We start from the raw sequence: 26,936 nt of genomic DNA, 5'->3' as shown, positions 1-26,936 counted from the left end.
ATAAAAGGAATATAGATATGCCTGAAATACAGATTATTGCTAAGGACAATCACAAAACCTTAGTAACAACAGAAGGAACTACTGCAAAACTTTCAGAAGCCTCAGTAGTATTAGTAAAAGTGGCAGCTAGTGATGTGCTGGTAGTAAATAGGGAGGGTACCAATGCAGTAATTCGCCTAAAAAATGGTGAAACTATTGTTATTGAAGGCTTCTTTAGTGGTACAGCCGAGCCAGCAGATAATAGTCTTGTTTTCCAAGACCAGAATGGACAACTGATTTGGGCAAAATTTAAAGATGCTGAAAATGATGCAGATGCTGATAGCGATGCGGATGCAGACGCTGACAGTGATGTCGAACCACAGGCACTTTTAGGTGAAGATCTACCAGCAGCTCTACCAGCAGAAGCTCCGCAAGCATTAGTGTCTGATGTTATTTATCAGCCTATTTCTTCAATTCAACCTTTACTTTATCACGATGCTGGTGTGAACCCGTGGTTATGGGCAGCAGTGCCTTTAGTTGCTGGCGGTATTATTGCAGCTGCATCAAATCATAGTAGCAGTAATGATTCTTCATCTCCTGCAGATACCACTCCACCAAATACCAATGGTGTTACTTTCTCTGTTGACCCTATAACTTCAGATAATGTAATTAATGCAACAGAAGCTGCAGGTAATGTGACGATTACTGGTAGTTTAAAAAATATTCCTACTGACGCCGCTAATACAGTCGTTACTGTAGTTGTTAATGGCGTAACTTATAACGCAACTGTAGATAAAGTAGCTGGTACATGGAGTGTAGTTGTACCAGGCAGTGGATTAGTTGCAGACAGCGATAAGACAATTGATGCAAAGGTTACATTTACTGATGCGGCAGGAAATAGTAGCAATATTAATGAATCAAAATCTTATACAGTAGATACTACTGCGCCAAATGCACCAGCAATTGATCCAATTAATGCAAAAGATCCTGTAACAGGTACAGCAGAATCTGGTTCAACTGTTAAAGTGACTTTCCCTGATGGCAGCACAGCAACCGTAGTTGCAGGTCCTGATGGTAAATGGACAGTGCCAAATCCAGGCGATCTTAAAGATGGTGACAAAGTTACAGTAGTTGCAACAGACCCTGCGGGTAACCCATCAGCTCCGTCAACCGGCATAGTCGATGCAGTTGCACCAACAGTGACTGTAACTACTGAATTAACCAATGACAGCACACCTGCATTAACTGGTACCGTGAACGATCCGACTGCGAAAGTGGTGGTGACAGTAGATGGTGTGAACTATCCGGCAACCAACAATGGCAATGGCACCTGGACCCTTGCAGACAATACACTTCCAGCATTGACAGACGGTCCACATACCGTGACTGTGACAGCGACAGACCCTGCAGGTAATGTAGGCACAGTAAATGCGGTAGTAACCGTTGATACCACAGCACCAACTGCACCGGTGATTGACCCGATCAATGCAACTAACCCGATTGCAGGTACTGCAGAAGCAGGTTCAACTGTTAAGGTGACGTTCCCTGATGGCAGCACAGCAACTGTGGTTGCAGGTCCTGATGGTAAATGGACCGTGCCAAACCCAGGCGATCTTAAAGATGGTGACAAAGTTACAGCGATCGCAACAGATCCTGCGGGTAACCCATCAGCTCCATCAACAGGTACAGTCGATGCAGTTGCACCAACAGTGACTGTAACCACTGCATTAACCAATGACAACACACCTGCATTAACAGGTACCGTGAATGATCCTGCTGCGAAAGTGGTGGTGACTGTAGATGGTGTGAACTATCCGGCAACCAACAATGGTGACGGCACCTGGACCCTTGCAGACAATACACTGCCAGCATTGACAGACGGTCCACATAACGTGACCGTGACAGCAACTGACCCTGCAGGTAATGTTGGAACAACAACTGGGGTGTTAAACGTTGATACCACAGCACCAACTGCACCAGTGATTGACCCGATCAATGCAACCAACCCGATTGCAGGTACAGCAGAAGCAGGTTCAACCGTTAAGGTGACGTTCCCTGATGGCAGCACAGCAACTGTAGTTGCAGGTCCTGATGGTAAATGGACTGTGCCAAACCCAGGCGATCTTAAAGATGGTGACAAAGTTACAGCAGTGGCAACAGATCCTGCGGGTAACCCATCAGCTCCATCAACAGGTACGGTCGATGCAGTTGCACCAACAGTGACTGTAACTACTGAATTAACCAATGACAGCACACCAGCCCTAACTGGTACAGTGAATGATCCTGCTGCGAAAGTAGTGGTGACTGTAGATGGTGTGAACTATCCGGCAACCAATAATGGTGACGGCACCTGGACCCTTGCAGACAATACACTGCCAGCGTTGACAGACGGTCCGCATACCGTGACGGTGACAGCAACTGACCCTGCAGGTAATGTAGGCACAGTAAATGCGGTAGTAACCGTTGATACCACAGCACCAACTGCACCGGTGATTGACCCGATCAATGCGACTAATCCGATTGCAGGTACTGCAGAAGCAGGTTCAACCGTTAAGGTGACGTTCCCTGATGGTAGCACAGCAACCGTAGTTGCAGGTCCTGATGGTAAATGGACCGTGCCAAACCCAGGCGACTTAACTGATGGTCAAACAGTAACAGCAACAGCGACTGACCCTGCAGGCAATATCTCATTACCTGGTACAGGTCTGGTGGATACAGTTGCCCCAACAGTGACAGTGACTACTGCATTAACCAATGACAGCACACCGCCATTAACAGGTACCGTGAACGATCCGACTGCGAAAGTAGTGGTGACTGTAGATGGTGTGAACTATCCGGCAACCAACAATGGTGACGGCACCTGGACCCTTGCAGACAATACACTGCCAGCGTTGACAGACGGTCCACATAACGTGACTGTGACTGCGACAGATCCAGCAGGTAATGTTGGAACAACAACTGGGGTGTTAAACGTTGATACCACAGCACCAACTGCACCGGTGATTGACCCGATCAATGCGACTAACCCGATTGCAGGTACAGCAGAAGCAGGTTCAACCGTTAAGGTGACGTTCCCTGATGGCAGCACAGCAACAGTGGTTGCAGGTCCTGATGGTAAGTGGACCGTGCCAAACCCGGGCGACCTGACTGATGGTCAAACAGTAACAGCAACAGCGACTGACCCTGCAGGCAATATCTCATTACCTGGTACAGGTCTGGTGGATACAGTTGCCCCAACAGTGACAGTGACTACTGTATTAACCAATGACAGCACACCGCCATTAACAGGTACAGTGAATGATCCGGCTGCGAAAGTGGTGGTGACTGTAGATGGTGTGAACTATCCGGCAACCAACAATGGTGACGGCACCTGGACCCTTGCAGACAATACACTGCCAGCGTTGACAGACGGTCCACATAACGTGACCGTGACTGCGACTGACCCTGCAGGTAATGTTGGAACAACAACTGGGGTGTTAAACGTTGATACTGTAGCGCCGACGGTTACTTTAAGTGATGTATTAACGAATGACAGTACACCGCCATTAACAGGTACAGTAAACGATCCGACTGCGAAAGTAGTGGTGACTGTAGATGGTGTGAACTATCAGGCAGTAAATAATGGTAATGGTACCTGGACCCTTGCAGACAATACATTACCAGTGTTGGCGAATGGTCCACATAACGTGACGGTGACTGCGACAGATCCTGCGGGTAATGTGGGAACAACAACTGGGGTGTTGACGGTAGATACTACTGCAGCGAACCTACTTGGTCCGATTACAGTACCGGATGACTTAAATGCTGATGGCATCATCAATGCAACGGAACTTGGCACAGACGGTAGCTTCAATGCACGTGTGGCGCTAGGTCCAGATGCAGCAGTGGGTACCGTTGTAACTGTTAACGGCACCAACTATACAGTGAATGCCACTGACGTAACGAATGGCTATATCACAGCAGCAATTCCAGTGACAGCTGATGGTCCAATCACCATCCATGCACAAGCAGTGGATGCGCAAGGTCATATCAGCAGCCCGGCAAATGTCATAGTGACTGTCGATACTACTGCACCAATTGCACCAGTGATTGACCCGATCAATGCGACTAACCCGATTGCAGGTACAGCAGAAGCAGGTTCAACTGTTAAGGTGACGTTCCCTGATGGCAGCACAGCAACCGTAGTTGCAGGTCCTGATGGTAAATGGACCGTGCCAAACCCAGGCGATCTTAAAGATGGTGACAAAGTTACAGCGATCGCAACAGATCCTGCGGGTAACCCATCAGCTCCATCAACAGGTACAGTCGATGCAGTTGCACCAACAGTGACTGTAACCACTGCATTAACCAATGACAGTACACCGCCATTAACAGGTACCGTGAACGATCCGACTGCGAAAGTAGTGGTGACTGTAGATGGTGTGAACTATCCGGCAACCAACAATGGTGACGGCACCTGGACCCTTGCAGACAATACACTGCCGGCGTTGACAGACGGTCCACATAACGTGACAGTGACAGCGACAGATCCTGCAGGTAATGTAGGCACAGTAAATGCGGTAGTAACCGTTGATACCACAGCACCAACTGCACCGGTGATTGATCCGATCAATGCAACTAATCCGATTGCAGGTACTGCAGAAGCAGGTTCAACCGTTAAGGTGACGTTCCCTGATGGCAGCACAGCAACCGTAGTTGCAGGTCCTGATGGTAAATGGACCGTGCCAAACCCAGGCGACTTGACTGATGGTCAAACAGTAACAGCAACAGCGACTGACCCTGCAGGCAATATCTCATTACCTGGTACAGGTCTGGTGGATACAGTTGCACCGACAGTGACAGTGACTACTGCATTAACCAATGACAGCACACCGCCATTAACAGGTACAGTGAACGATCCGGCTGCGAAAGTAGTGGTGACTGTAGATGGTGTGAACTATCCGGCAACCAACAATGGTGATGGCACCTGGACCCTTGCAGACAATACACTGCCAGCGTTGACAGATGGTCCACATAACGTGACCGTGACTGCGATAGATCCAGCAGGTAATGTTGGAACAACAACAGGGGTGTTAAACGTTGATACCACAGCACCAACTGCACCGGTGATTGACCCGATCAATGCGACTAACCCGATTGCAGGTACTGCAGAAGCAGGTTCAACTGTTAAGGTGACGTTCCCTGATGGCAGCACAGCAACTGTAGTTGCAGGTCCTGATGGTAAATGGACTGTGCCAAACCCAGGCGACTTAACTGATGGTCAAACAGTAACAGCAACAGCAACTGACCCTGCAGGCAATATCTCATTACCTGGTACAGGTCTGGTGGATACAGTTGCACCGACAGTGACAGTGACTACTGCATTAACCAATGACAGCACACCGCCATTAACAGGTACAGTGAACGATCCGACTGCGAAAGTAGTGGTGACTGTAGATGGTGTGAACTATCCGGCAACCAACAATGGTGACGGCACCTGGACCCTTGCAGACAATACACTGCCGGCGTTGACAGACGGTCCACATAACGTGACCGTGACTGCGACTGACCCTGCAGGTAATGTTGGAACAACAACTGGGGTGTTAAACGTTGATACTGTAGCGCCAACGGTTACTTTAAGTGATGTATTAACGAATGACAGCACACCGCCATTAACCGGTACAGTAAACGATCCGACTGCGAAAGTGGTGGTGACTGTAGATGGTGTGAACTATCAGGCAGTAAATAATGGTAATGGTACCTGGACCCTTGCAGACAATACATTACCAGTGTTGGCGAATGGTCCACATAACGTGACTGTGACTGCGACAGATCCTGCGGGTAATGTTGGAACAACAACTGGGGTGTTGACGGTAGATACTACTGCAGCGAACCTGCTTGGTCCGATTACAGTACCGGATGACTTAAATGCTGATGGCATCATCAATGCAACAGAACTTGGTACAGACGGTAGCTTTAATGCACGTGTGGCGCTAGGTCCAGATGCAGCGGTAGGTACCGTTGTCACTGTTAATGGCACCAACTATACAGTGAATGCCACTGACTTAACGAATGGCTATATCACAGCAACAATTCCAGTGACAGCTGATGGTCCAATCACCATTCATGCACAAGCAGTGGATGCGCAAGGTCATATCAGCAGCCCGGCAAATGTCATAGTGACTGTCGATACTACTGCACCAATTGCACCAGTGATTGACCCGATCAATGCGACTAACCCGATTGCAGGTACAGCAGAAGCAGGTTCAACTGTTAAGGTGACGTTCCCTGATGGCAGCACAGCAACCGTAGTTGCAGGTCCTGATGGTAAATGGACCGTGCCAAACCCAGGCGATCTTAAAGATGGTGACAAAGTTACAGCGATCGCAACAGATCCTGCGGGTAACCCATCAGCTCCATCAACAGGTACAGTCGATGCAGTTGCACCAACAGTGACTGTAACCACTGCATTAACCAATGACAGTACACCGCCATTAACAGGTACCGTGAACGATCCGACTGCGAAAGTAGTGGTGACTGTAGATGGTGTGAACTATCCGGCAACCAACAATGGTGACGGCACCTGGACCCTTGCAGACAATACACTGCCAGCGTTGACAGACGGTCCACATAACGTGACTGTGACTGCGACAGATCCAGCAGGTAATGTTGGAACAACAACTGGGGTGTTAAACGTTGATACCACAGCACCAACTGCACCGGTGATTGACCCGATCAATGCGACTAACCCGATTGCAGGTACAGCAGAAGCAGGTTCAACTGTTAAGGTGACGTTCCCTGATGGCAGCACAGCAACCGTAGTTGCAGGTCCTGATGGTAAATGGACCGTGCCAAACCCAGGCGACTTGACTGATGGTCAAACAGTAACAGCAACAGCGACTGACCCTGCAGGCAATATCTCATTACCTGGTACAGGTCTGGTGGATACAGTTGCACCGACAGTGACAGTGACTACTGCATTAACCAATGACAGCACACCGCCATTAACAGGTACAGTGAACGATCCGGCTGCGAAAGTAGTGGTGACTGTAGATGGTGTGAACTATCCGGCAACCAACAATGGTGATGGCACCTGGACCCTTGCAGACAATACACTGCCAGCGTTGACAGATGGTCCACATAACGTGACCGTGACTGCGACAGATCCAGCAGGTAATGTTGGAACAACAACAGGGGTGTTAAACGTTGATACCACAGCACCAACTGCACCGGTGATTGACCCGATCAATGCGACTAACCCGATTGCAGGTACAGCAGAAGCAGGTTCAACTGTTAAGGTGACGTTCCCTGATGGCAGCACAGCAACTGTAGTTGCAGGTCCTGATGGTAAATGGACTGTGCCAAACCCAGGCGACTTAACTGATGGTCAAACAGTAACAGCAACAGCGACTGACCCTGCAGGCAATATCTCATTACCTGGTACAGCGCTTGTAGATACAGTTGCCCCAACAGTGACAGTGACTACTGCATTAACCAATGACAGCACACCGCCATTAACAGGTACCGTGAACGATCCGACTGCGAAAGTAGTGGTGACTGTAGATGGTGTGAACTATCCGGCAACCAACAATGGTGACGGCACCTGGACCCTTGCAGACAATACACTGCCAGCGTTGACAGACGGTCCACATAACGTGACTGTGACTGCGACAGATCCAGCAGGTAATGTTGGAACAACAACTGGGGTGTTAAACGTTGATACCACAGCACCAACTGCACCGGTGATTGACCCGATCAATGCGACTAACCCGATTGCAGGTACAGCAGAAGCAGGTTCAACTGTTAAGGTGACGTTCCCTGATGGCAGCACAGCAACCGTAGTTGCAGGTCCTGATGGTAAATGGACCGTGCCAAACCCAGGCGACTTAACTGATGGTCAAACAGTAACAGCAACAGCGACTGACCCTGCAGGCAACATCTCATTACCTGGTACAGCGCTTGTAGATACAGTTGCCCCAACAGTGACAGTGACTGCTGCATTAACCAATGACAGCACACCGCCATTAACAGGTACAGTAAACGATCCGGCTGCGAAAGTAGTGGTGACGGTGGATGGTGTGAACTATCCGGCAACCAACAATGGTGACGGCACCTGGACGCTTGCAGACAATACACTGCCAGCATTGACAGACGGTCCACATAACGTGACGGTGACAGCGACAGACCCAGCGGGTAATGTTGGAACAACAACTGGGGTGTTAAACGTTGATACCGTAGCGCCAACGGTTACTTTAAGTGATGTATTAACGAATGACAGCACACCGCCATTAACCGGTACAGTAAACGATCCGACTGCGAAAGTAGTGGTGACTGTAGATGGTGTGAACTATCAGGCAGTAAATAATGGTAATGGTACCTGGACCCTTGCAGACAATACATTACCAGTGTTGGCGAATGGTCCACATAACGTGACGGTGACTGCGACAGATCCTGCGGGTAATGTGGGAACAACAACTGGGGTGTTGACGGTAGATACTACTGCAGCGAACCTACTTGGTCCGATTACAGTACCGGATGACTTAAATGCTGATGGCATCATCAATGCAACAGAACTTGGTACAGACGGTAGCTTCAATGCACGTGTGGCGCTAGGTCCAGATGCAGCGGTAGGTACCGTTGTAACTGTTAATGGCACCAACTATACAGTGAATGCCACTGACTTAACGAATGGCTATATCACAGCAGCAATTCCAGTGACAGCTGATGGTCCAATCACCATTCATGCACAAGCAGTGGATGCGCAAGGCCATATCAGTAGTCCGGCAGATGTCACAGTGACTGTAGACACTACACCAGCGAACTTACTTGGTGCGATTACAGTACCGGATGACTTAAATGCTGACGGTATTATCAATGCAGCAGAACTTGGTACAGACGGTAGCTTCAATGCACGTGTGGCGCTGGGTCCAGATGCAGCGGTAGGCACAGTCGTCACAGTTAATGGCATCAACTACACAGTAAATGCCACTGATTTAACGAATGGCTATATCACAGCAGCAATTCCTGTAACAGCAGATGGCCCAATCGTTGTCCATGCACAATCTGTGGATGCACAAGGCAACATCAGTAGCCCTACAGATGTTACAGTAAATGTGGATACCACAGCACCAACTGTTGCTTTGAGCGATGTATTAACCAACGACAGTACACCTGAATTGACAGGTACGGTGAATGATCCGACTGCGACAGTAGTCGTGACTGTAAATGGTGTGAACTATAATGCAGTAAACAATGGCAACGGTACCTGGACACTTGCAGACAATACACTTCCAGTGTTGGCGAATGGTCCACATAACGTGACTGTGACTGCAACCGATCCAGCAGGTAATGTGGGTACAGGTAGTGCGGTGTTGACGGTAGATACTACAGCAGCGAACCTACTTGGTCCGATTACAGTACCGGATGACTTAAATGCTGATGGCATCATCAATGCAGCAGAACTTGGTACAGACGGTAGCTTCAATGCGCGTGTGGCGTTGGGTCCGGATGCAGCGGTAGGAACTGTAGTTACAGTTAATGGCACGAACTACACAGTGAATGCCACTGACTTAACGAATGGCTATATCACATCAGCAATTCCAGTGACAGCCGATGGTCCAATCACCATTCATGCACAAGCAGTGGATGCGCAAGGTCATATCAGTAGCCCAGCAGATGTCATAGTAACTGTAGACACTACGCCAGCGAACTTACTTGGTGCGATTACAGTACCGGATGACTTAAATGCTGATGGCATCATCAATGCAACAGAACTTGGTACAGACGGTAGCTTCAATGCACGTGTGGCGCTGGGTCCAGATGCAGCGGTGGGAACTGTAGTTACAGTTAATGGCACCAACTACACAGTAAATGCCACTGACCTAAACAATGGCTATATCACTGCAGCAATTCCTGTGACAGCTGATGGTCCAATCACCATCCATGCACAAGCAGTGGATGCACAAGGCAACATCAGTAGCCCTGCAGATGTGACAGTAACTGTAGACACTACACCAGCGAACTTACTTGGTGCGATTACAGTACCGGATGACTTAAATGCTGATGGCATCATCAATGCAACAGAACTTGGTACAGACAATAGCTTCAATGCACGTGTGGCGCTGGGTCCAGATGCAGCGGTGGGAACTGTAGTTACAGTTAATGGCACCAACTACACAGTGAATGCCACTGACTTAACGAATGGCTATATCACAGCAGTGATCCCAGTGGTTGCTGATGGTCCAATCACCATCCATGCACAAGCAGTGGATGCACAAGGCAACATCAGTAGCCCTGCAGATGTGACAGTAACTGTAGACACTACACCAGTGAACTTACTTGGTGCGATTACAGTACCAGATGACTTAAATGCTGATGGCATCATCAATGCAACAGAACTTGGTACAGACAATAGCTTCAATGCACGTGTGGCGCTGGGTCCAGATGCAGCGGTGGGAACTGTAGTTACAGTTAATGGCACCAACTACACAGTGAATGCCACTGACTTAACGAATGGCTATATCACAGCAGTGATCCCAGTGGTTGCTGATGGTCCAATCACCATCCATGCACAAGCAGTGGATGCACAAGGTAACATCAGCAGCCCTGCAGATGTGACAGTAACTGTAGACACTACACCAGCGAACTTGCTTGGACCGATTACAGTACCGGATGACTTAAATGCTGATGGCATCATCAATGCAACAGAACTTGGTACAGACGGTAGCTTTAATGCACGTGTGGCGCTAGGTCCAGATGCAGCGGTAGGTACCGTTGTAACTGTTAATGGCACCAACTATACAGTGAATGCCACTGACTTAACGAATGGCTATATCACAGCAGCAATTCCAGTGACAGCTGATGGTCCAATCACCATTCATGCACAAGCAGTGGATGCGCAAGGCAACATCAGTAGCCCTGCAGATGTCACAGTGACTGTAGACACTACACCAGCGAACTTACTTGGTGCGATTACAGTACCGGATGACTTAAATGCTGACGGTATTATCAATGCAGCAGAACTTGGTACAGACGGTAGCTTCAATGCACGTGTGGCGCTGGGTCCAGATGCAGCGGTAGGCACAGTCGTCACAGTTAATGGCATCAACTACACAGTAAATGCCACTGATTTAACGAATGGCTATATCACAGCAGCAATTCCTGTAACAGCAGATGGCCCAATCGTTGTCCATGCACAATCTGTGGATGCACAAGGCAACATCAGTAGCCCTACAGATGTTACAGTAAATGTGGATACCACAGCACCAACTGTTGCTTTGAGCGATGTATTAACCAACGACAGTACACCTGAATTGACAGGTACGGTGAATGATCCGACTGCGACAGTAGTCGTGACTGTAAATGGTGTGAACTATAATGCAGTAAACAATGGCAACGGTACCTGGACACTTGCAGACAATACACTTCCAGTGTTGGCGAATGGTCCACATAACGTGACTGTGACTGCAACCGATCCAGCAGGTAATGTGGGTACAGGTAGTGCGGTGTTGACGGTAGATACTACAGCAGCGAACCTACTTGGTCCGATTACAGTACCGGATGACTTAAATGCTGATGGCATCATCAATGCAGCAGAACTTGGTACAGACGGTAGCTTCAATGCGCGTGTGGCGTTGGGTCCTGATGCAGCGGTGGGAACTGTAGTTACAGTTAATGGCACCAACTATACAGTGAATGCCACTGACTTAACGAATGGCTATATCACCGCAGCAATTCCAGTGACAGCCGATGGTCCAATCACCATCCATGCACAAGCAGTGGATGCGCAAGGCCATATCAGTAGCCCAGCAGATGTCATAGTAACTGTAGACACTACACCGGCGAACTTACTTGGACCGATTACAGTACCAGATGACTTAAATGCTGATGGAATTATCAATGCAACAGAACTTGGTACAGACGGTAGCTTCAATGCACGTGTGGCGCTGGGTCCAGATGCAGCGGTAGGTACAGTTGTCACCGTTAATGGCACCAACTACACAGTGAATGCCACTGACTTAACGAATGGCTATATCACAGCAGCAATTCCTGTGGTTGCTGATGGTCCAATCACCATTCATGCACAAGCAGTGGATGCACAAGGCAACATCAGTAGCCCTGCAGATGTGACAGTAACTGTAGACACTACACCAGCGAACTTACTTGGTGCGATTACAGTACCGGATGACTTAAATACTGACGGTATTATCAATGCAGCAGAGCTTGGCACAGACGGTAGCTTCAATGCACGTGTGGCGCTGGGTCCAGATGCAGCGGTGGGAACTGTAGTTACAGTTAATGGCACCAACTACACAGTGAATGCCACTGACTTAACGAATGGCTATATCACAGCAGCAATTCCAGTGATTGCTGATGGTCCAATCACCATCCATGCACAAGCAGTGGATGCACAAGGCAATATCAGTAGCCCTACTGATGTGACAGTTACGGTAGATACTACACCACCAAATATTAATAATGCTGCGATTGCAATTAATGCAATTACAGGTGATAACATTATTAATCCAGCTGAGGCTACTGGAACAGTGAATATCACTGGAACAGTAACGAGTCCTACTGATGCCACTGTTACTACAGTTGTTGTTAATGTGAATGGTGTCAATTATACAGCTGTAGTAGATCCAGCAACTGGAACTTGGACAATAGGTGTACCGGGTAGCCAACTTGTAGCAGATGCTGATTTGACAGTTGAGGCAAAAGCAACCTTTACGGATGCGGCTGGGAATAGCAGTAACTTACAAGCTACTCAAAGTTATACGATTGCAAGTTCTTCTATCATTGCATATGACAACTTTGATACAGCTGTTCTTGCTCCACAACCATTACAAATTGCGCATGATGCTGCTCTTGGTAGCAAAACCTACTTGGCGCTTGTGTCATTGGCTGGCCTTAATTTACAGCTTGGTTCTGAAGCGATTACTTTTAATGTCGCTGCAAACCAAGAAGGTAATGCAAAATTCACCTATAGTGCTTTAATTGGTGTTAATGCTCTATCTGATTACTCATTAGTTGTACAAAAATTTGATACAGCGACTGGGCAATGGACGTCTATATATGGTGGTGGTCAAGCAGATATTCTTCACCTCACTTTGTTAGGTTCTACACCAGGTGTAGTCATTGATGGACTTGAGCAAGGACAATACCGTGCATTCATGACTTATAACGGTCTGGCAGGTATTGGTTTACTCGGTACTTTAAACGCTACGATGGATGTTTTTGATACAACTCAAATCGGTAGTTTCTATACAGAAAATGCTCACGGAAACGTGATTGTAGATCTTAACTCAAGTGGACAAGCTGATGTCGTAACCCCTAATACGGTTATAAATGAAGTTAATAATCAACCTGTTCTTGCTAATGGCACAGTCATTAATGGTACATATGGTACGTTGGTGATTAACCTTGATGGTTCATATACCTACACTCCAAATCAAAATGCTTCTGGAGTTGGGCAAGTAGATCACTTTGTATATACCTTAAAAGATTCTGTTACAGGTGATACAGCTCAAGCAGCTCTTAACATTCAGTTAAGTTCTGTTAAAGCCGCAGATAACCTTGCGGTTGCTGACATTAATCCACAATCTTTACTTGTTGCAAATGACGTAGCACTTGGTAGTGCAAGTTATGTGGCTGCAATATCGTTAGCAGGTCTAGATTTACAGCTCCTTGGTAACTCAACAGTTGCATTCAATGTGGATGCTGACCGTCAAGGTACTGCGACATTTACATTCAGTGGTTTACTCAACGCGGGTGTATTGAATGATTATTCAATTGTTGTTCAAAAATATGATGCTGCAACAGGAAAATGGGTATCAATTGGCGGAAATAATCCACAAGCGACTTTAGTTAGCCTATCTCTAGTCGGAGGTACTCCAACAGCAGTCATTGATGGTTTAGATCCAGGACAATATCGTGCATTCGTGGGCTATAGTGGTCTAGTAGGTGTGGGTATTGGTGGAACATTGACAGGTACAATGGATGTTTATAACCCATATGTTGTATCAGGATATACAGTTGATCCAATCTCCGGTAACGTCATTAAAGATGCAGGTATTAATGGTGCGGTAGATGCTGCAAGTAATAATGCAGTGATCTCAGCGGTGAATGGAAATGCTGTTAATGCATCGGGTACAACTACAATTGTTGGTACATACGGTACGTTAGTCATTGATCAGCATGGTAATTATACCTATACACCAAATGCAAATGGTCTCAACCTTGGTAAAGTTGATCAGTTCTCATATACATTGTTAGACCCTGCGACAGGTAATACGTCTCAAGCTGTATTGTATGTTCACTTGGATAGCAACAAGGTTGCTATGACTTGGAATGCGAACGATCCATCACAGCCAGCGGTTATTACAGGTCATGTTCCAGTTGATGCAATGGATAACGTTGCTTCAGCAGCAATTGATATGGTTTACCCAACCACTCAACAAGTTCTTAATAACGCGATTAGCTATAGCTGGTTGTTAGGTGTTGGTGGAGTTGTTGTTGGTTCTAAACAAGGTACAGCAAACTTTAATATCGCTGAAGGACATGTATCTGAGGCTATCATCTCGGTTAATTTTGGTTCAGTCGCTACAGTGGTTGACGGTTTACATGTGGTATTAACACGAGTAAATCCAGACGGTACTCGTACAGTCATTGCGGATAGTGCAAATTCTGGGGTGCTTGACCTATTAGGTATCTTTGGCTCTGAAGTGAAATTCAAAGTTGATAACTTAGGCTCTGGTAATTATGAGTTGTTTATGGAAAGCAATACGCTTCTTACAGCTCTTGGCAGTGTCACAGCAAATATTACTTTGAATAATGGTGATATTACACAAGTACCTAACTTGGTTGTAACTCCGGTTACAGGCAACGTTCTTTCAGACGACAACTCGGCTGTATATGGACCAAACTATACGCCAGACTATATTACGACTACGACAGTTGTGACTTCGGTAACTTCTGAACTTGGTAATACATCTGCTGTAAATGTAGGTACGTCGACAGTTATTGTGGGTGCGTATGGTAGCTTAACGATTAATGCTGATGGTACTTATAGCTATCAAGCTACAGCGAACACACAAAATATAGGAAAAGTTGATAGCTTTACCTATACCGTGACAGACCCTGTAACTGGTAGAACAGACACAGCAACATTGCATATCCAAATTGGTTCTCCAGATGTGAATGTGACTTGGAACAATGCTAACCCTGGTGCAGATGCGGTAATTCCGTTACCTGTAGCAAATGCTGATACTAATCATGCAACTGTTAGTATGAAACAAGTGACAGATGCTGTCGTGGATGTACCAAGTGGCACAGTAACTATTGGTAATCTTGCAGGCTTCCCACCATTACCTGTATTAAGCAGTACAGTGACTTCGAATCAATTCGTTATCGCTGCTAATACGGTAAGTGATGTCCATGTAGAGTTAGACTATACGGCATCATTGAGCTTGTCGGCTCTTCCAACAACTGGTTATAAAATCCAGCAATTGGTCGGTACAACATGGGTAGATACTGTTTACTCAGGTTCTGCGACAGCCTTGGCAGGAGTTTTAGGTGCACCAGCATACTCAGCTGATGTATCTCACTTATCTGCTGGTACTTATCGAGTGGTATTTAGTTTATCTAGTCTGCTTTCACTAGGAACTGTGACTTTAGATTCTGTAGTCTCTACAAAAGCTACGCATCTAGATCAATACACACCTGATGGTTTAACAGATTGGATTCATGGCAATATCTTGTTAGGCGATACAACTGGTGGAGTTGCTGACACTTCAGCTGCTTCTCAACTATATGTTGAAGTTACACCAGGAAATTACCAAATTGCTGCTGGTCAGGCGATCAATACTGGCGAAGGTACGCTGTATCTCTACCATGATGGTTCGTACTATTACAAAGCTCTGGATAGCGCTGCAAATGCTACGATTGATACGATTAACTATAAACTCGTATCAGTGACTGGCGCAGAGTCAACTAGCACATTAACCATCAACTTAAGTCAAGAGTTGAATAGCCTAGCTGTAAGTACAGGAGCAAATGATACATTTACGCTTGGAAATGGCGCGGATACCTTGATTTACAACACATTGACGGCTGCTGGTGTGAACAGTCCAACAGGTGGTAACACAACAACTGGTGGGGTAGATACATGGACTGACTTCCATGTAGGTAATACGGCAACTGATAATCAAGCTGACAAGATTGATATTAGTAACTTACTACTTAGTCATCCAAACAGCTTAACTATTGGTCAGTATGTATCGGTAAGCTATAACGCTGCGACACAAAATGCCACAATTAGTGTAGACCGTGATGGCTTAGGTACGACTTACACAAGCACACAATTGTTGACGATTCATATAGATGAACCTAGAACATCATTGACGCTCAATGATCTTCTTAACAATGGTCAAATTATCTATTAATAGATAATTAGCCTCATAAAAAAAGAGAACCCTAGGGTTCTCTTTTTTTATGTTTAAACAATATGTTAACTTAGTTTTTAGAGAGTCCATGCTATGATGTAGTGAAAATTTTATAGAACAACAAATAACGAATAGGGACTTAATTCGAGTGTCGGTATTTTTAAACTTTAAAAGACAGCTTAAACATTGGTTAGAGCATCTCGTTCAGCAGGTTATAGGCAATCAAGAAGAAACCATTTTATTTATCTCATGTGGACCTAAAGATCAGAGATGTCATGTCTGGCATACCGAAAAAACAGTATTTTCACAAGCAACCCTACAATTATTTAATTTTATTGATGATCAGTTTTGTTCAGATCAACTTCCAGACTATATAAAAATTGATGTTGCATACAACTTAACCAAGCAAAGTTGGAGGGAAGTAAATCAGCTCGTCCAACATCAGTTTCACAATAATCACTACCGCAGAGGGATTGGATTTGACGAACCATGTTCGCTAGTTTTTCTTGAACAAGAGATGTATGGAAAAGCAATTATTCGTGGCTTGAGTTATGACAAGCCCAATTTTTTTGATGAAACAAATCTGAACTATGCAATTAAGCAAAAATATAACGGTACAAAACCACAAGTTAAATTTCAGACATTGCAGGACATTTGGACTTTCGACACCTATGCAACTTTTTATGAAAATGAAAAATTTATCAATTTAGCAAGCTGCTTTGATGCCAATGGTATTAGAGGCATTGCACACAATAAAAAGCAGCATTTTAGAGATCTTATTGAAAAAAATGCAGCATTCTTGCATAGCCAGATTCAAGAAAATGGCAAATTTATTTATGGTCATTTTCCTGCTTTTGATCGAGATATTCGTAACTATAATACGGTACGTCATTGCACCTCACTTTATGCCCTATTAGAAACTTTCGAAATACACAATAAACCTGAATATTGGCCTCAAATTGAAAAAGCTATTCAATATGCGCTAACTAGTTTTTATAAAGAAAAAGACGCTACAACTGCTTTTATGATTGATGGTAAAGAAGGGGAGTTTGAAATTAAATTAGGCGCAAATGCAGCAGCTATTTTAATGTTAACTAAATATCAAGAAATTACTCAAAAAGATGATTACCTAGATTATGCAGAGAAACTGGCAAATGGTATTTTAGAATTAGTTGATTCAAAGGGATTAACCACTCATGTATTAAATTATCCAACCTTTAGTTTAAAAGAAAAATTTAGAATTATTTATTATGATGGAGAAGCGGCATTAGCTTTACTCAGGTTATATCAGATTAACCGGGATAAAAAATTATTAGAAACAGTTAAATTAATGTTTAATAATTTTATTAATAAACGATACGAAAAATATCATGATCACTGGCTAAGTTACTGCACCAATGAGCTTACAAAAATATGTCCTGAAGAAAAATATTTTATTTTTGGTTTAAATAATTATTTAAAACATTTTATTTTTATTAGAAATAGAAAAACGACTTATGCCACTTTGTTAGAAATGCTCATGGCTGCTTATAAAATGGTGAATCGTTTAAAAGAGCAAGGTCATCATGCACTTTTTGAACAGGCTTATATGCACGAGTTAAAAAAACTCATTACATTTCGAGCTGAGTTTCAAACCACAGGTTTTTTCTATCCAGAAATGGCCATGTACATGGCCCGTCCAGATAAAATATTGCATGCTTTTTATGTACGGCATGATCGCTTTAGAGTACGGATAGATGATCAAGAACATAATTTGTCGGGTTATATTGCTTATGTAAAAGATTTCGAAGGAGAGGATATATGATCGATCATCCTTTCGAAATTAAGTTATTGGCAGCGCTTGATAACGACCAGTTTCAAGACGCCATTTGGGAATTTGAAATTGATGGGGACATTTCAACTTTATTGCTCATTGATTATGCATTAGAACAATTTCAACAAAAAAAGATCCAAGCGAATCAAGTCTATGTTGTATCTGAGCATTTACCTCAACAAGTTAGTGGTTCAAATTTGGGTTTAGAAAAAAATGAATCTTATACATTTGTTGAGCTGTTACAGTTTTTGGTTTTTACTCAGGCAAATGATGTCAAAAATGCCTTAAGCAATATGCTTTTTGACTCAACTGAACAAGCCCAATTGATTTTGTCCCAAAGAGCCGATAACTATCACTTAGCTTTAAATTCATCTAATCAGTTGAAAGATTTATTTGGATTGGTAAACCATATCTATAGCTATCCAGCCGAGATAAAAAAACTTTTTTTTATTAAGACACTTCACTTTAAAAATAAACGATATCAACCGATTACACCTTTGATTGCTCATTCAGTGCTAACCTCAGTTTTATATCTTTCCCATCAATTTAGAAAAATTTATATCACTTATCTTGAACATAACCAGAGCATTGGCTTTTTCTCTTTTTTAGATGATATTCACCGTCTAGAACATTTAGTCCCTTATTATCATAGTTTTCAAGAAGAGCAGGTAGATGCTCAAAAATGTTCTTCAAAAACAGGAATTATCAATATTCTTGGAGATACTTATTTCGGTGAGACCTATACTGAAAAACGTAAATTAAAAGGAAAAAAAGATGCTTTACAACAATATGGCTACCACCATTCATTTGAAAAAATAAAACACTTTTTAGGTAAAGACGACATAAATATAGCGAACTTTGAAGCGGTTTTTTCTTTAGAAAATGAATCACCTTTAAAAGATAAAAAGTCATTTATTCTAAAAGCTGATGCAAAAAAAACATTAGAGGAATTTAAGAGCATTTATCTCAATCATTTTGTGTTGGCTAATAACCATCTGAAAGATTATGGTGATGAAGGATTGGCTTATACATTGCGACAGTTTGATCAGGCCAACATATCTTACATGGGCGCTGGATTGAACCAAAAAGATGCCCACAAGTATTTTGAAATATCTTTTGAAAATAAGCACTATGCGGTTTTTAATGGGTATTGGCATAGAGACACAGCTTATTTAGATTATGATTTCTATGCATTGGGGCTAAGAGGTGGAGTCGCTTGTTTAAATGGCGTTTTACTTGAGCAGATTGTGCGTTATAAACAGACTCATCCTAAGCATAAAATTATTGTGATTTGCCATTGGGGAGTCGATTTTAAACCTCCTACCAAAGAGCAAATGAAGCTCGCTTCTATTCTCACTCAAGGAGGCGCTGACCTTATTCTTGGTCATGGCGCCCATACCATACAGCCTGTCCAGTTCATCAATCAAAAACCGGTAGTGTTTGGTATTGGTAATGCTGTATTTAATAGTGATGGGGAATACGAACAACAACAGGCGTTGCCATTTGGCTGTATTGCTCGATTAGATTTAGCAAAGGACTTGCTCCGCCTATATCCAATTTATACCAATAATCTGAAAACTTTTTGGCAGCCTTATCCAGTAGATATTAAGGACTTCTCAAAGGCCAGTACTTACATGACATCTTTACTGACCCCTGAGAACTACATTGCTACCCAAGATAACTTAGGAAGGTATGTTGAAATTAAATTTTAAGGATATTGTTTATAACTTGATAAAATTGTTTGTAGCTGTGAAGAGTTAAAACCTAAATTTCTTAAACCGCCACTGCCTAATTTACATTCAGCACTGGCCATAATATTGGTTGGGGTAGTTTTAGTGGCATTCGGTGCACAGACATGTTTTAAGCCAAAAGCGTGGCCCATTTCATGAATACTACCTGCTTGAATATTATAATTTAATCTCTTCCAATCGAGTAAAATAAAAGGTTTTCCATTATTACGGAAGGTTCGGCTTGTAACGTCGTCAAACTCTAAGTTTTTTGAGTACGCCTCATATATAAAGATAATGACTTCTTTACTTGTTGTGCGTTTAGGGAAGCAAGCATTAACACTTGCCGGAATAGCGCCTATAGAAATAGGACGGGGTTGATTTATTTCATTGCCGAGTTCGCAATGCATTTTCGAAAAATCTTGATAAGAAATATAATGGTTAAGTTTGAAATTAAATATTTTATTTCCGCGGTCATCTAAATAATATTTATTTAAGATGCCGACTTCTTTTCGCATTTGGTTAAGGTTATCAAAACTCGTAGCGGAAGGATTGTTGGTTGTAAAAACGAAAGTTACTGGAACTACAGGCCTGTTATTGGCTGGCTCCTCTGATAACTCTGGCTTTTGGAGAGGGGGACGGGTCGTACAAGAAACACAGATCATTGTCCCTGTAATCATCAATAAAGTTTTTTTCATATTCATCGCATTGTCTCTGCATATTATTTTAAAGAGATTTAAAGTAAATTTTTATATGATATGAACGATGTCAATTTTTATGGATTCCATTTTGACAACTCAGTATGAACTACATCGACAAATTTTAGAAGTCATCGCTTTAATTCCATATGGAAAAGTAGCAACTTACGGACAAATAGCACGTATGGCGGGCTTGCCTAAGCATGCCAGATTAGTTGGATATGTGCTTAAGCATTTAGACTCAAACCATCAAGTCCCTTGGTATCGGGTTATTAATTCACAAGGTAAAATTAGCCTAAGTAAATTTAATGAAAAGGGCGAAAATGTTCAGCAGTTAAAGCTTGAAGCTGAAGGAGTCTATTTGCTAAATGGTAAGGTGAATTTAAAGCAATTCGCTTGGGCACCTTAAAATTATTAAAGAGAACAAATACAAATGCAGAATTATAAATGGCGGAGTATAGCCATATTACTACTAGGTTTAGCAGTGCAATCAAGTTTTGCAGAACAGGCTATTTCAGCTCAACCTTTTATAAATATGAAAGCTTCATTGCCAGATATCAATTCTATTTGTCAGCAACTGAGCCATAAATGTAGCGGTGAAGCGATCCTTTGGAAAGCTAAAAATACGCAAGATCAAGCTTATTATTTAATAGATGAGAATCCGCAAATTGTTCAGGTTAAAAAGCAAAACAATCAATACACGGTAATAAATCAGTGGAATTTTAAAAATTACCAACATAGTAATAAAGAGCCACATTCTGATGATTTGGGCCCTAATGGACTCAAAATCTTTCCCGCACTCTATCCCCTTAATAAAAATGAGTATGCGATAGCAGTACTAAACACATGGTTTACTGGTTACTCTGGAGGAGGGCGTTTTGAGGAAAACGCTGATTTTGTTGAGCTTAAGCCTAAAGGGCAGTATCAGGTTGCATTAAAAGATATTGCTTTTTCTTCGAATGGAATGATTCGAGCATGTTTTTCAGAACAAGAGTATAAGAAGTCGCCACATTGTCATGATGAAACATGGATGACTTTAAATATAAGGTTTAAAGATACTGGTCAACCATACTATTTATGGCAATTAAATTATAAAAATTACTCGTGGGATGCTTTTAAAAGTAAAAAAACAATAACGATTGAGCAATCAAGTGAAGATGTTATGCCTTTTAAAAAATAGATGCCTATCTGGCTGAATTGAGTCAGACAGGCAATTTCTTTTAGCGAACAATTAATACAGGAATATGGCTTTCGCCTAAAACTTTTTGCGCAACACTTCCTAATACAAGTTTTCGTACACCTGTACGGCCGTGTGAACCCATCACAATCAGATCTGCATTGAGTTCTTGGGCAGCCTGAATAATTTCGTCATGAACCACAAAACCTTCAAGCAATTTGGTTTCTACAGTAAGGCCTTCTGCTGCAAATTTCTGTTTTACCTGTTCTAACATATCCAACAAATATGTTTTAGTTCGCTCAATCAATTCATTCGTTTGGCCTGTTTTCACATAAAGGTCAGCAATAATTGGATCAAGTGCCATCACTTGAACCACAGTAATTTTACTGTTTAGTGCTTTGCCAAGTTTGATGGCTTCATTTATAGCAACCATAGAAGTTTCAGAACCGTCAGTTGGCACAAGAATATGTTGGTATGACATGAGATTGTTCCTTATTGTAATGATGCTTATTTATTCAATACTTTATACTTCTTTCTTGACGATTTAAATTCGAGCTCGTAATCATTTGTGATTTTTAAACAAGAAAATCTTGGCAATATTTTTTTATTTATCTTTTAAATTTTCGAGATATGCCGTTAAGACATTGATATCATCGGTTTGCAAATATTCACGCATTTTTAAAACTTGTTTTTCATCTAGATCATAAAGTTTTAAAGCGAGTAGTTTTTCTATTTGCTCTTGAGAAAAACGGTATTTAATAACTTTTGCCGGAACTCCACCTACAATCGCATAGGGTGGGACGTCTTTAGTGACGACTGCACCAGTTGCAATTACAGCACCTTCACCGATTTTTACACCTTGCATAATCATTGCGCGACTTCCAATCCAAGAGCCATCTGCAATTATGGTGTCTCCAGCAGCTAAAAAACTGCGAGTATCAAAGGGAAAAGTTGAAATCCAGTCCGGTCTATGAAGCTGATTACCACCCATCATAATCACACACTCAGCGCCAAAACATACAAAATTACCAATATAAAGCTGATCAATTGGCTTGTCTGGGGTAGATGCTTTGTCATGTAAATAGCGTACGACACAACGTTCAAAACCTTGATCCCAATAAGCTGAGTAGTAAGAATAATTGCCCTTAATATGGATATTTGGATTTTTCACAGTTTTGGAAATAAACTCAAATTCGCACCAATGACGAACCGGGCTATTAATCAGAGATGTATCCATATTGATTATCCAAAAAAGTAAGCTAAATCATAGTAAATAAAAAACCCCTCATGAAGAGGGGCTAAAGTGCTTTATCTTAGAGATATTCAACACTTACAACTTCATATTCAACTTCGCCTTGAGGAGTAGTGATTTTTGCTTCATCACCTTCATTTTTACCTAAAAGGCCGCGAGCAATTGGTGAATTCACTGAGATTTTATTGATTTTAAAATCAGCTTCATCATCACCAACAATTTTATAGGTCTTACGTTCTTCAGTATCAAGGTTTTCAATCGTTACCGTAACACCGAATACAACACGACCGTTTTGTTCTAAGTCTTTAACATCGATGACTTGTGCAGCACCCAATTTTCCTTCGATATCTTGGATACGGCCTTCACAGAAACCTTGCTGTTCACGAGCAGCATGGTATTCTGCGTTTTCTTTTAAGTCCCCATGTTCACGTGCTTCAGCAATCGCTTGAGTAATACGTGGACGTTCAACAGATTTCAGATGTTGTAATTCTTTCTCTAAGGCGCTTTTACCTTCAGGGGTCATTGGATAACGTTGCATTTCGGTCCCTCTTAAGTTGAGAAAACACAGTTAAAAAAATGAAAAAATCCCGCCACCGATAAGGTGACGGGACTTATCGGTAAAAAAATTAACCTACAGTTAAATCTTGCAAGCGGTATACATCCATTGGCAATTTCACAGCAAAGGCTTGGCAAACTGCTTCTGCGCCATTGATAGTCGTTGTGTAATACACTTTGCCTTGTAGGGCAGCACGACGAATCATTGCAGAATCATATTGAGCTTGTTTGCCTTCAGTAGTGTTGACAATAAGGTGTATTTCACCATTTTTCAAGCGGTCAACAATATGTGGACGACCTTCAGTTACTTTATTTACAGGTTCACATTCCAAACCTGCTTCTTTAAGTACCTTGTACGTTCCACCAGTTGCTACCAGTTTGAAGCCATACGCTACGAATTTTTTAGCGATATCAGCAATATATTTCTTATCAGATTCACGAACAGATAAGAAAGCAATCTTTTCTTCGCCTTCAGTTGGCAAGCCTGGTAAGCGATCATTTGAGCCTAAAACAGCTTTATAGAATGCTTCACCAAAGGTTTTACCAACACCCATTACTTCACCTGTAGATTTCATCTCAGGTCCAAGCATTGGGTCTACGCCTTGGAATTTCGCAAATGGGAAAACCGCTTCTTTCACAGCAAAGTGTGTTGGAATGATTTCTTTAGTAAAGCCTTGAGATTCAAGAGATTGACCCGCCATACAACGAGCAGCTACTTTAGCTAAAGATTCACCAATACATTTCGATACGAATGGAACAGTACGTGATGCACGTGGGTTAACTTCAAGAACATAAACATCGTCGCCTTTAACTGCGAACTGTACGTTCATTAAACCAACTACACCAAGTTCTTTTGCCATAGCAATCGTTTGGCGACGCATTTCATCCTGAATCTCTTTAGAAAGAGAATAAGGAGGAATAGAACATGCAGAGTCACCTGAGTGAATACCTGCTTGTTCGATGTGCTGCATAATACCGCCGATTACGACATCTTTACCGTCAGATACACAGTCAACGTCAACTTCAGTTGCATCATCTAAGAAACGGTCAAGAAGAACAGGTGCTTCATTAGAAGCCTGTACTGCTTCGCGAAGATAACGCTTAAGTTCTTCTTCGTTATAAACGATTTCCATTGCACGACCACCTAATACATAAGATGGGCGAACAACCAATGGATAACCAACTTTCGCAGCTTCTGAGATACCTTCTTCAGCAGATTTTACGATGCTGTTGTTTGGTTGACGAAGCTGTAAACGTTGAATCATTTGTTGGAAACGTTCACGGTCTTCTGCACGGTCAATTGCATCTGGCGAAGTACCGATAATAGGAGTACCAGCTTCTTCTAGAGCACGTGCTAACTTAAGTGGAGTTTGACCACCGTATTGTACGATCACGCCTTTTGGCTTCTCTGTACGTACGATCTCAAGAACATCTTCAAGTGTTACAGGTTCGAAGTATAAACGGTCAGATGTGTCGTAGTCGGTAGAAACAGTTTCAGGGTTACAGTTCACCATGATTGTTTCATAACCGTCTTCACGCATTGCTAAAGCAGCGTGTACACAGCAGTAGTCAAATTCGATACCTTGACCAATACGGTTTGGACCACCACCAATCACCATGATCTTGTCACGATTTGATGGATTTGCTTCACACTCTTCATCGTAAGTTGAATACATATATGCTGTGCCAGATTCAAACTCGGCAGCACATGTATCAACACGTTTGTAAACTGGGTAAACACCTAAGTTCCAACGTTGCTTACGGAATTGCTTTTGTGAAATACCCATAAGGTTCGCAATACGTAGATCAGATAAACCTTTACGTTTGAACGAACGGATATTTTCAGCAGTTAAGTCACCAAAACCTAAAGCTTTAACTTGAGCTTCAGTCTTAACGATATCTTGAATTTGGATCAAGAACCAACGGTCAATCTTAGTCGCTTCAAATACGTCATCTAAAGAGAAGCCATGACGGAATGCATCTGCTACATACCAGATACGCTCAGGGCCTGGAACTTTAAGCTCTTTTAAGATGGTTTCTTTTACATTTGTTGCACCAGCTTCGATTTTTTCATCAAAACCGCTTACGCCAACTTCAAGACCACGTAATGCTTTTTGTACAGATTCTTGGAAGTTACGGCCAATAGCCATGACTTCACCAACAGATTTCATCTGAGTGGTAAGAACCGGTTCTGCTTGTGGGAATTTCTCGAAGTTAAAACGAGGAATCTTCGTTACCACATAGTCAATCGATGGCTCAAAGCTTGCAGGAGTTACACCGCCAGTGATGTCATTTTTCAATTCATCAAGGGTATAGCCAACAGCAAGTTTCGCTGCGATTTTAGCAATTGGGAAACCTGTTGCTTTAGAAGCAAGTGCAGATGAACGAGAAACACGAGGGTTCATCTCGATTACAACCATACGGCCGTCTTTCGGGTTAATACCGAACTGAACGTTAGAACCACCTGTCTCAACACCAATTTCACGAAGAACCGCAACTGAAGCATTACGCATCAATTGATATTCTTTGTCAGTTAATGTCTGAGCTGGCGCTACAGTGATTGAGTCACCAGTGTGAACGCCCATTGGGTCAAAGTTTTCGATCGCACATACGATAATACAGTTGTCGTTTTTGTCACGAACAACTTCCATTTCGTACTCTTTCCAGCCAATTAAAGATTCATCAATCAATAATTGGTGAGTAGGAGAGAGGTCGAAACCACGTTCACAAATTTCAAGGAATTCTTCACGGTTATATGCAATACCACCGCCTGAACCACCCATTGTAAATGATGGACGGATAATTACTGGGAAACCAAAACGAGATTGGATTTCCAATGCTTCTTCCATGGTTTCAGCAATGGCAGCTTTTGGACACTCTAAACCGATTTTACGCATAGCGATATCGAAGAGTTTACGATCTTCGGCTTTTTCAATCGCTTCTTTAGACGCACCAATAAGTTCTACGCCGTATTTTGCTAATACGCCATTTTCATCAAGTGCAAGCGCACAGTTCAGTGCAGTTTGTCCACCCATAGTAGGAAGGACTGCATCTGGACGCTCTTTTTCAATAATCTGAGCAACAGTTTGCCAAGTAATTGGCTCAATGTAAGTTGCATCAGCCATTGAAGGGTCAGTCATAATGGTCGCTGGGTTAGAGTTAACCAAAATAACACGGTAACCTTCTTCACGAAGCGCTTTACATGCTTGAGCACCAGAGTAGTCAAACTCACAAGCTTGACCAATTACAATTGGACCAGCACCAATAATTAAGATGCTTTTAATATCCGTACGTTTAGGCATTATACGCTCCTT

At 43.0% G+C, this 26,936-nt stretch carries 10 protein-coding genes; 5 read left to right on the top strand and 5 right to left on the bottom strand.

Going from position 1 to position 26,936, the window contains the following annotated elements:
• Nucleotides 1-17: 17 nt before the first annotated feature.
• The 3 genes from ABLB96_RS17070 (at nucleotide 18) to ABLB96_RS17060 (ending at nucleotide 19,925) form a co-directional block, all read left to right on the top strand.
• The gene (locus ABLB96_RS17070; protein WP_369029641.1) at nucleotides 18-16,400 is read left to right on the top strand and encodes a BapA/Bap/LapF family large adhesin; all 16,383 of its coding nucleotides are present in this window, start codon (nucleotides 18-20) and stop codon (nucleotides 16,398-16,400) included.
• Nucleotides 16,401-16,548: 148 nt separating this feature from the next.
• Entirely contained in the window at nucleotides 16,549-18,204 is a 1,656-nt protein-coding gene (locus ABLB96_RS17065) for a poly alpha-glucosyltransferase (protein ID WP_348897770.1), read from the top strand.
• The gene (locus ABLB96_RS17060) at nucleotides 18,201-19,925 is read left to right on the top strand and encodes a CapA family protein (protein WP_348897769.1); all 1,725 of its coding nucleotides are present in this window, start codon (nucleotides 18,201-18,203) and stop codon (nucleotides 19,923-19,925) included. Before ABLB96_RS17065 ends, ABLB96_RS17060 begins: the two co-directional genes overlap by 4 nt.
• Here the strand turns inward: ABLB96_RS17060 and ABLB96_RS17055 are convergent.
• Nucleotides 19,922-20,638 (bottom strand): metalloprotease, encoded by a 717-nt coding sequence (locus ABLB96_RS17055; RefSeq protein ID WP_348897768.1) that lies wholly within the window; start codon nucleotides 20,636-20,638, stop codon nucleotides 19,922-19,924. The genes ABLB96_RS17060 and ABLB96_RS17055 overlap by 4 nt on opposite strands.
• 79 nt (nucleotides 20,639-20,717) lie before the next feature.
• Between ABLB96_RS17055 and ABLB96_RS17050 the strand changes: the two genes are divergently transcribed.
• Nucleotides 20,718-21,047, top strand: a complete 330-nt coding sequence (locus ABLB96_RS17050) for an MGMT family protein (RefSeq protein ID WP_348897774.1) — start codon at nucleotides 20,718-20,720, stop codon at nucleotides 21,045-21,047.
• A 24-nt stretch (nucleotides 21,048-21,071) separates the two neighbouring features.
• Nucleotides 21,072-21,818 (top strand): hypothetical protein, encoded by a 747-nt coding sequence (locus tag ABLB96_RS17045; protein WP_348897767.1) that lies wholly within the window; start codon nucleotides 21,072-21,074, stop codon nucleotides 21,816-21,818.
• A 40-nt stretch (nucleotides 21,819-21,858) separates the two neighbouring features.
• Here ABLB96_RS17045 and ABLB96_RS17040 read toward each other — a convergent pair whose 3' ends face one another.
• From ABLB96_RS17040 to carB, 4 genes are all read right to left on the bottom strand, one after another.
• On the bottom strand, nucleotides 21,859-22,296 hold the full coding sequence (locus tag ABLB96_RS17040; protein WP_348897766.1) for a universal stress protein: 438 nt from the start codon (nucleotides 22,294-22,296) through the stop codon (nucleotides 21,859-21,861).
• A gap of 123 nt (nucleotides 22,297-22,419) precedes the next feature.
• Entirely contained in the window at nucleotides 22,420-23,052 is a 633-nt protein-coding gene (locus tag ABLB96_RS17035; protein WP_348897765.1) for a CatB-related O-acetyltransferase, read from the bottom strand.
• A gap of 76 nt (nucleotides 23,053-23,128) precedes the next feature.
• On the bottom strand, nucleotides 23,129-23,605 hold the full coding sequence (gene greA / locus ABLB96_RS17030) for a transcription elongation factor GreA (RefSeq protein ID WP_348897764.1): 477 nt from the start codon (nucleotides 23,603-23,605) through the stop codon (nucleotides 23,129-23,131).
• Nucleotides 23,606-23,693: 88 nt separating this feature from the next.
• Entirely contained in the window at nucleotides 23,694-26,924 is a 3,231-nt protein-coding gene (gene carB / locus ABLB96_RS17025) for a carbamoyl-phosphate synthase large subunit (RefSeq protein ID WP_348897763.1), read from the bottom strand.
• Nucleotides 26,925-26,936: the final 12 nt, after the last annotated feature.

This window comes from Acinetobacter sp. XH1741 (genome assembly GCF_041021895.1).
Classification (GTDB): Bacteria; Pseudomonadota; Gammaproteobacteria; order Pseudomonadales; family Moraxellaceae; genus Acinetobacter.
The sequence above is the reverse complement of the archived record's forward strand: the minus strand, read 5'-3'. Positions and strand labels throughout refer to the sequence as shown.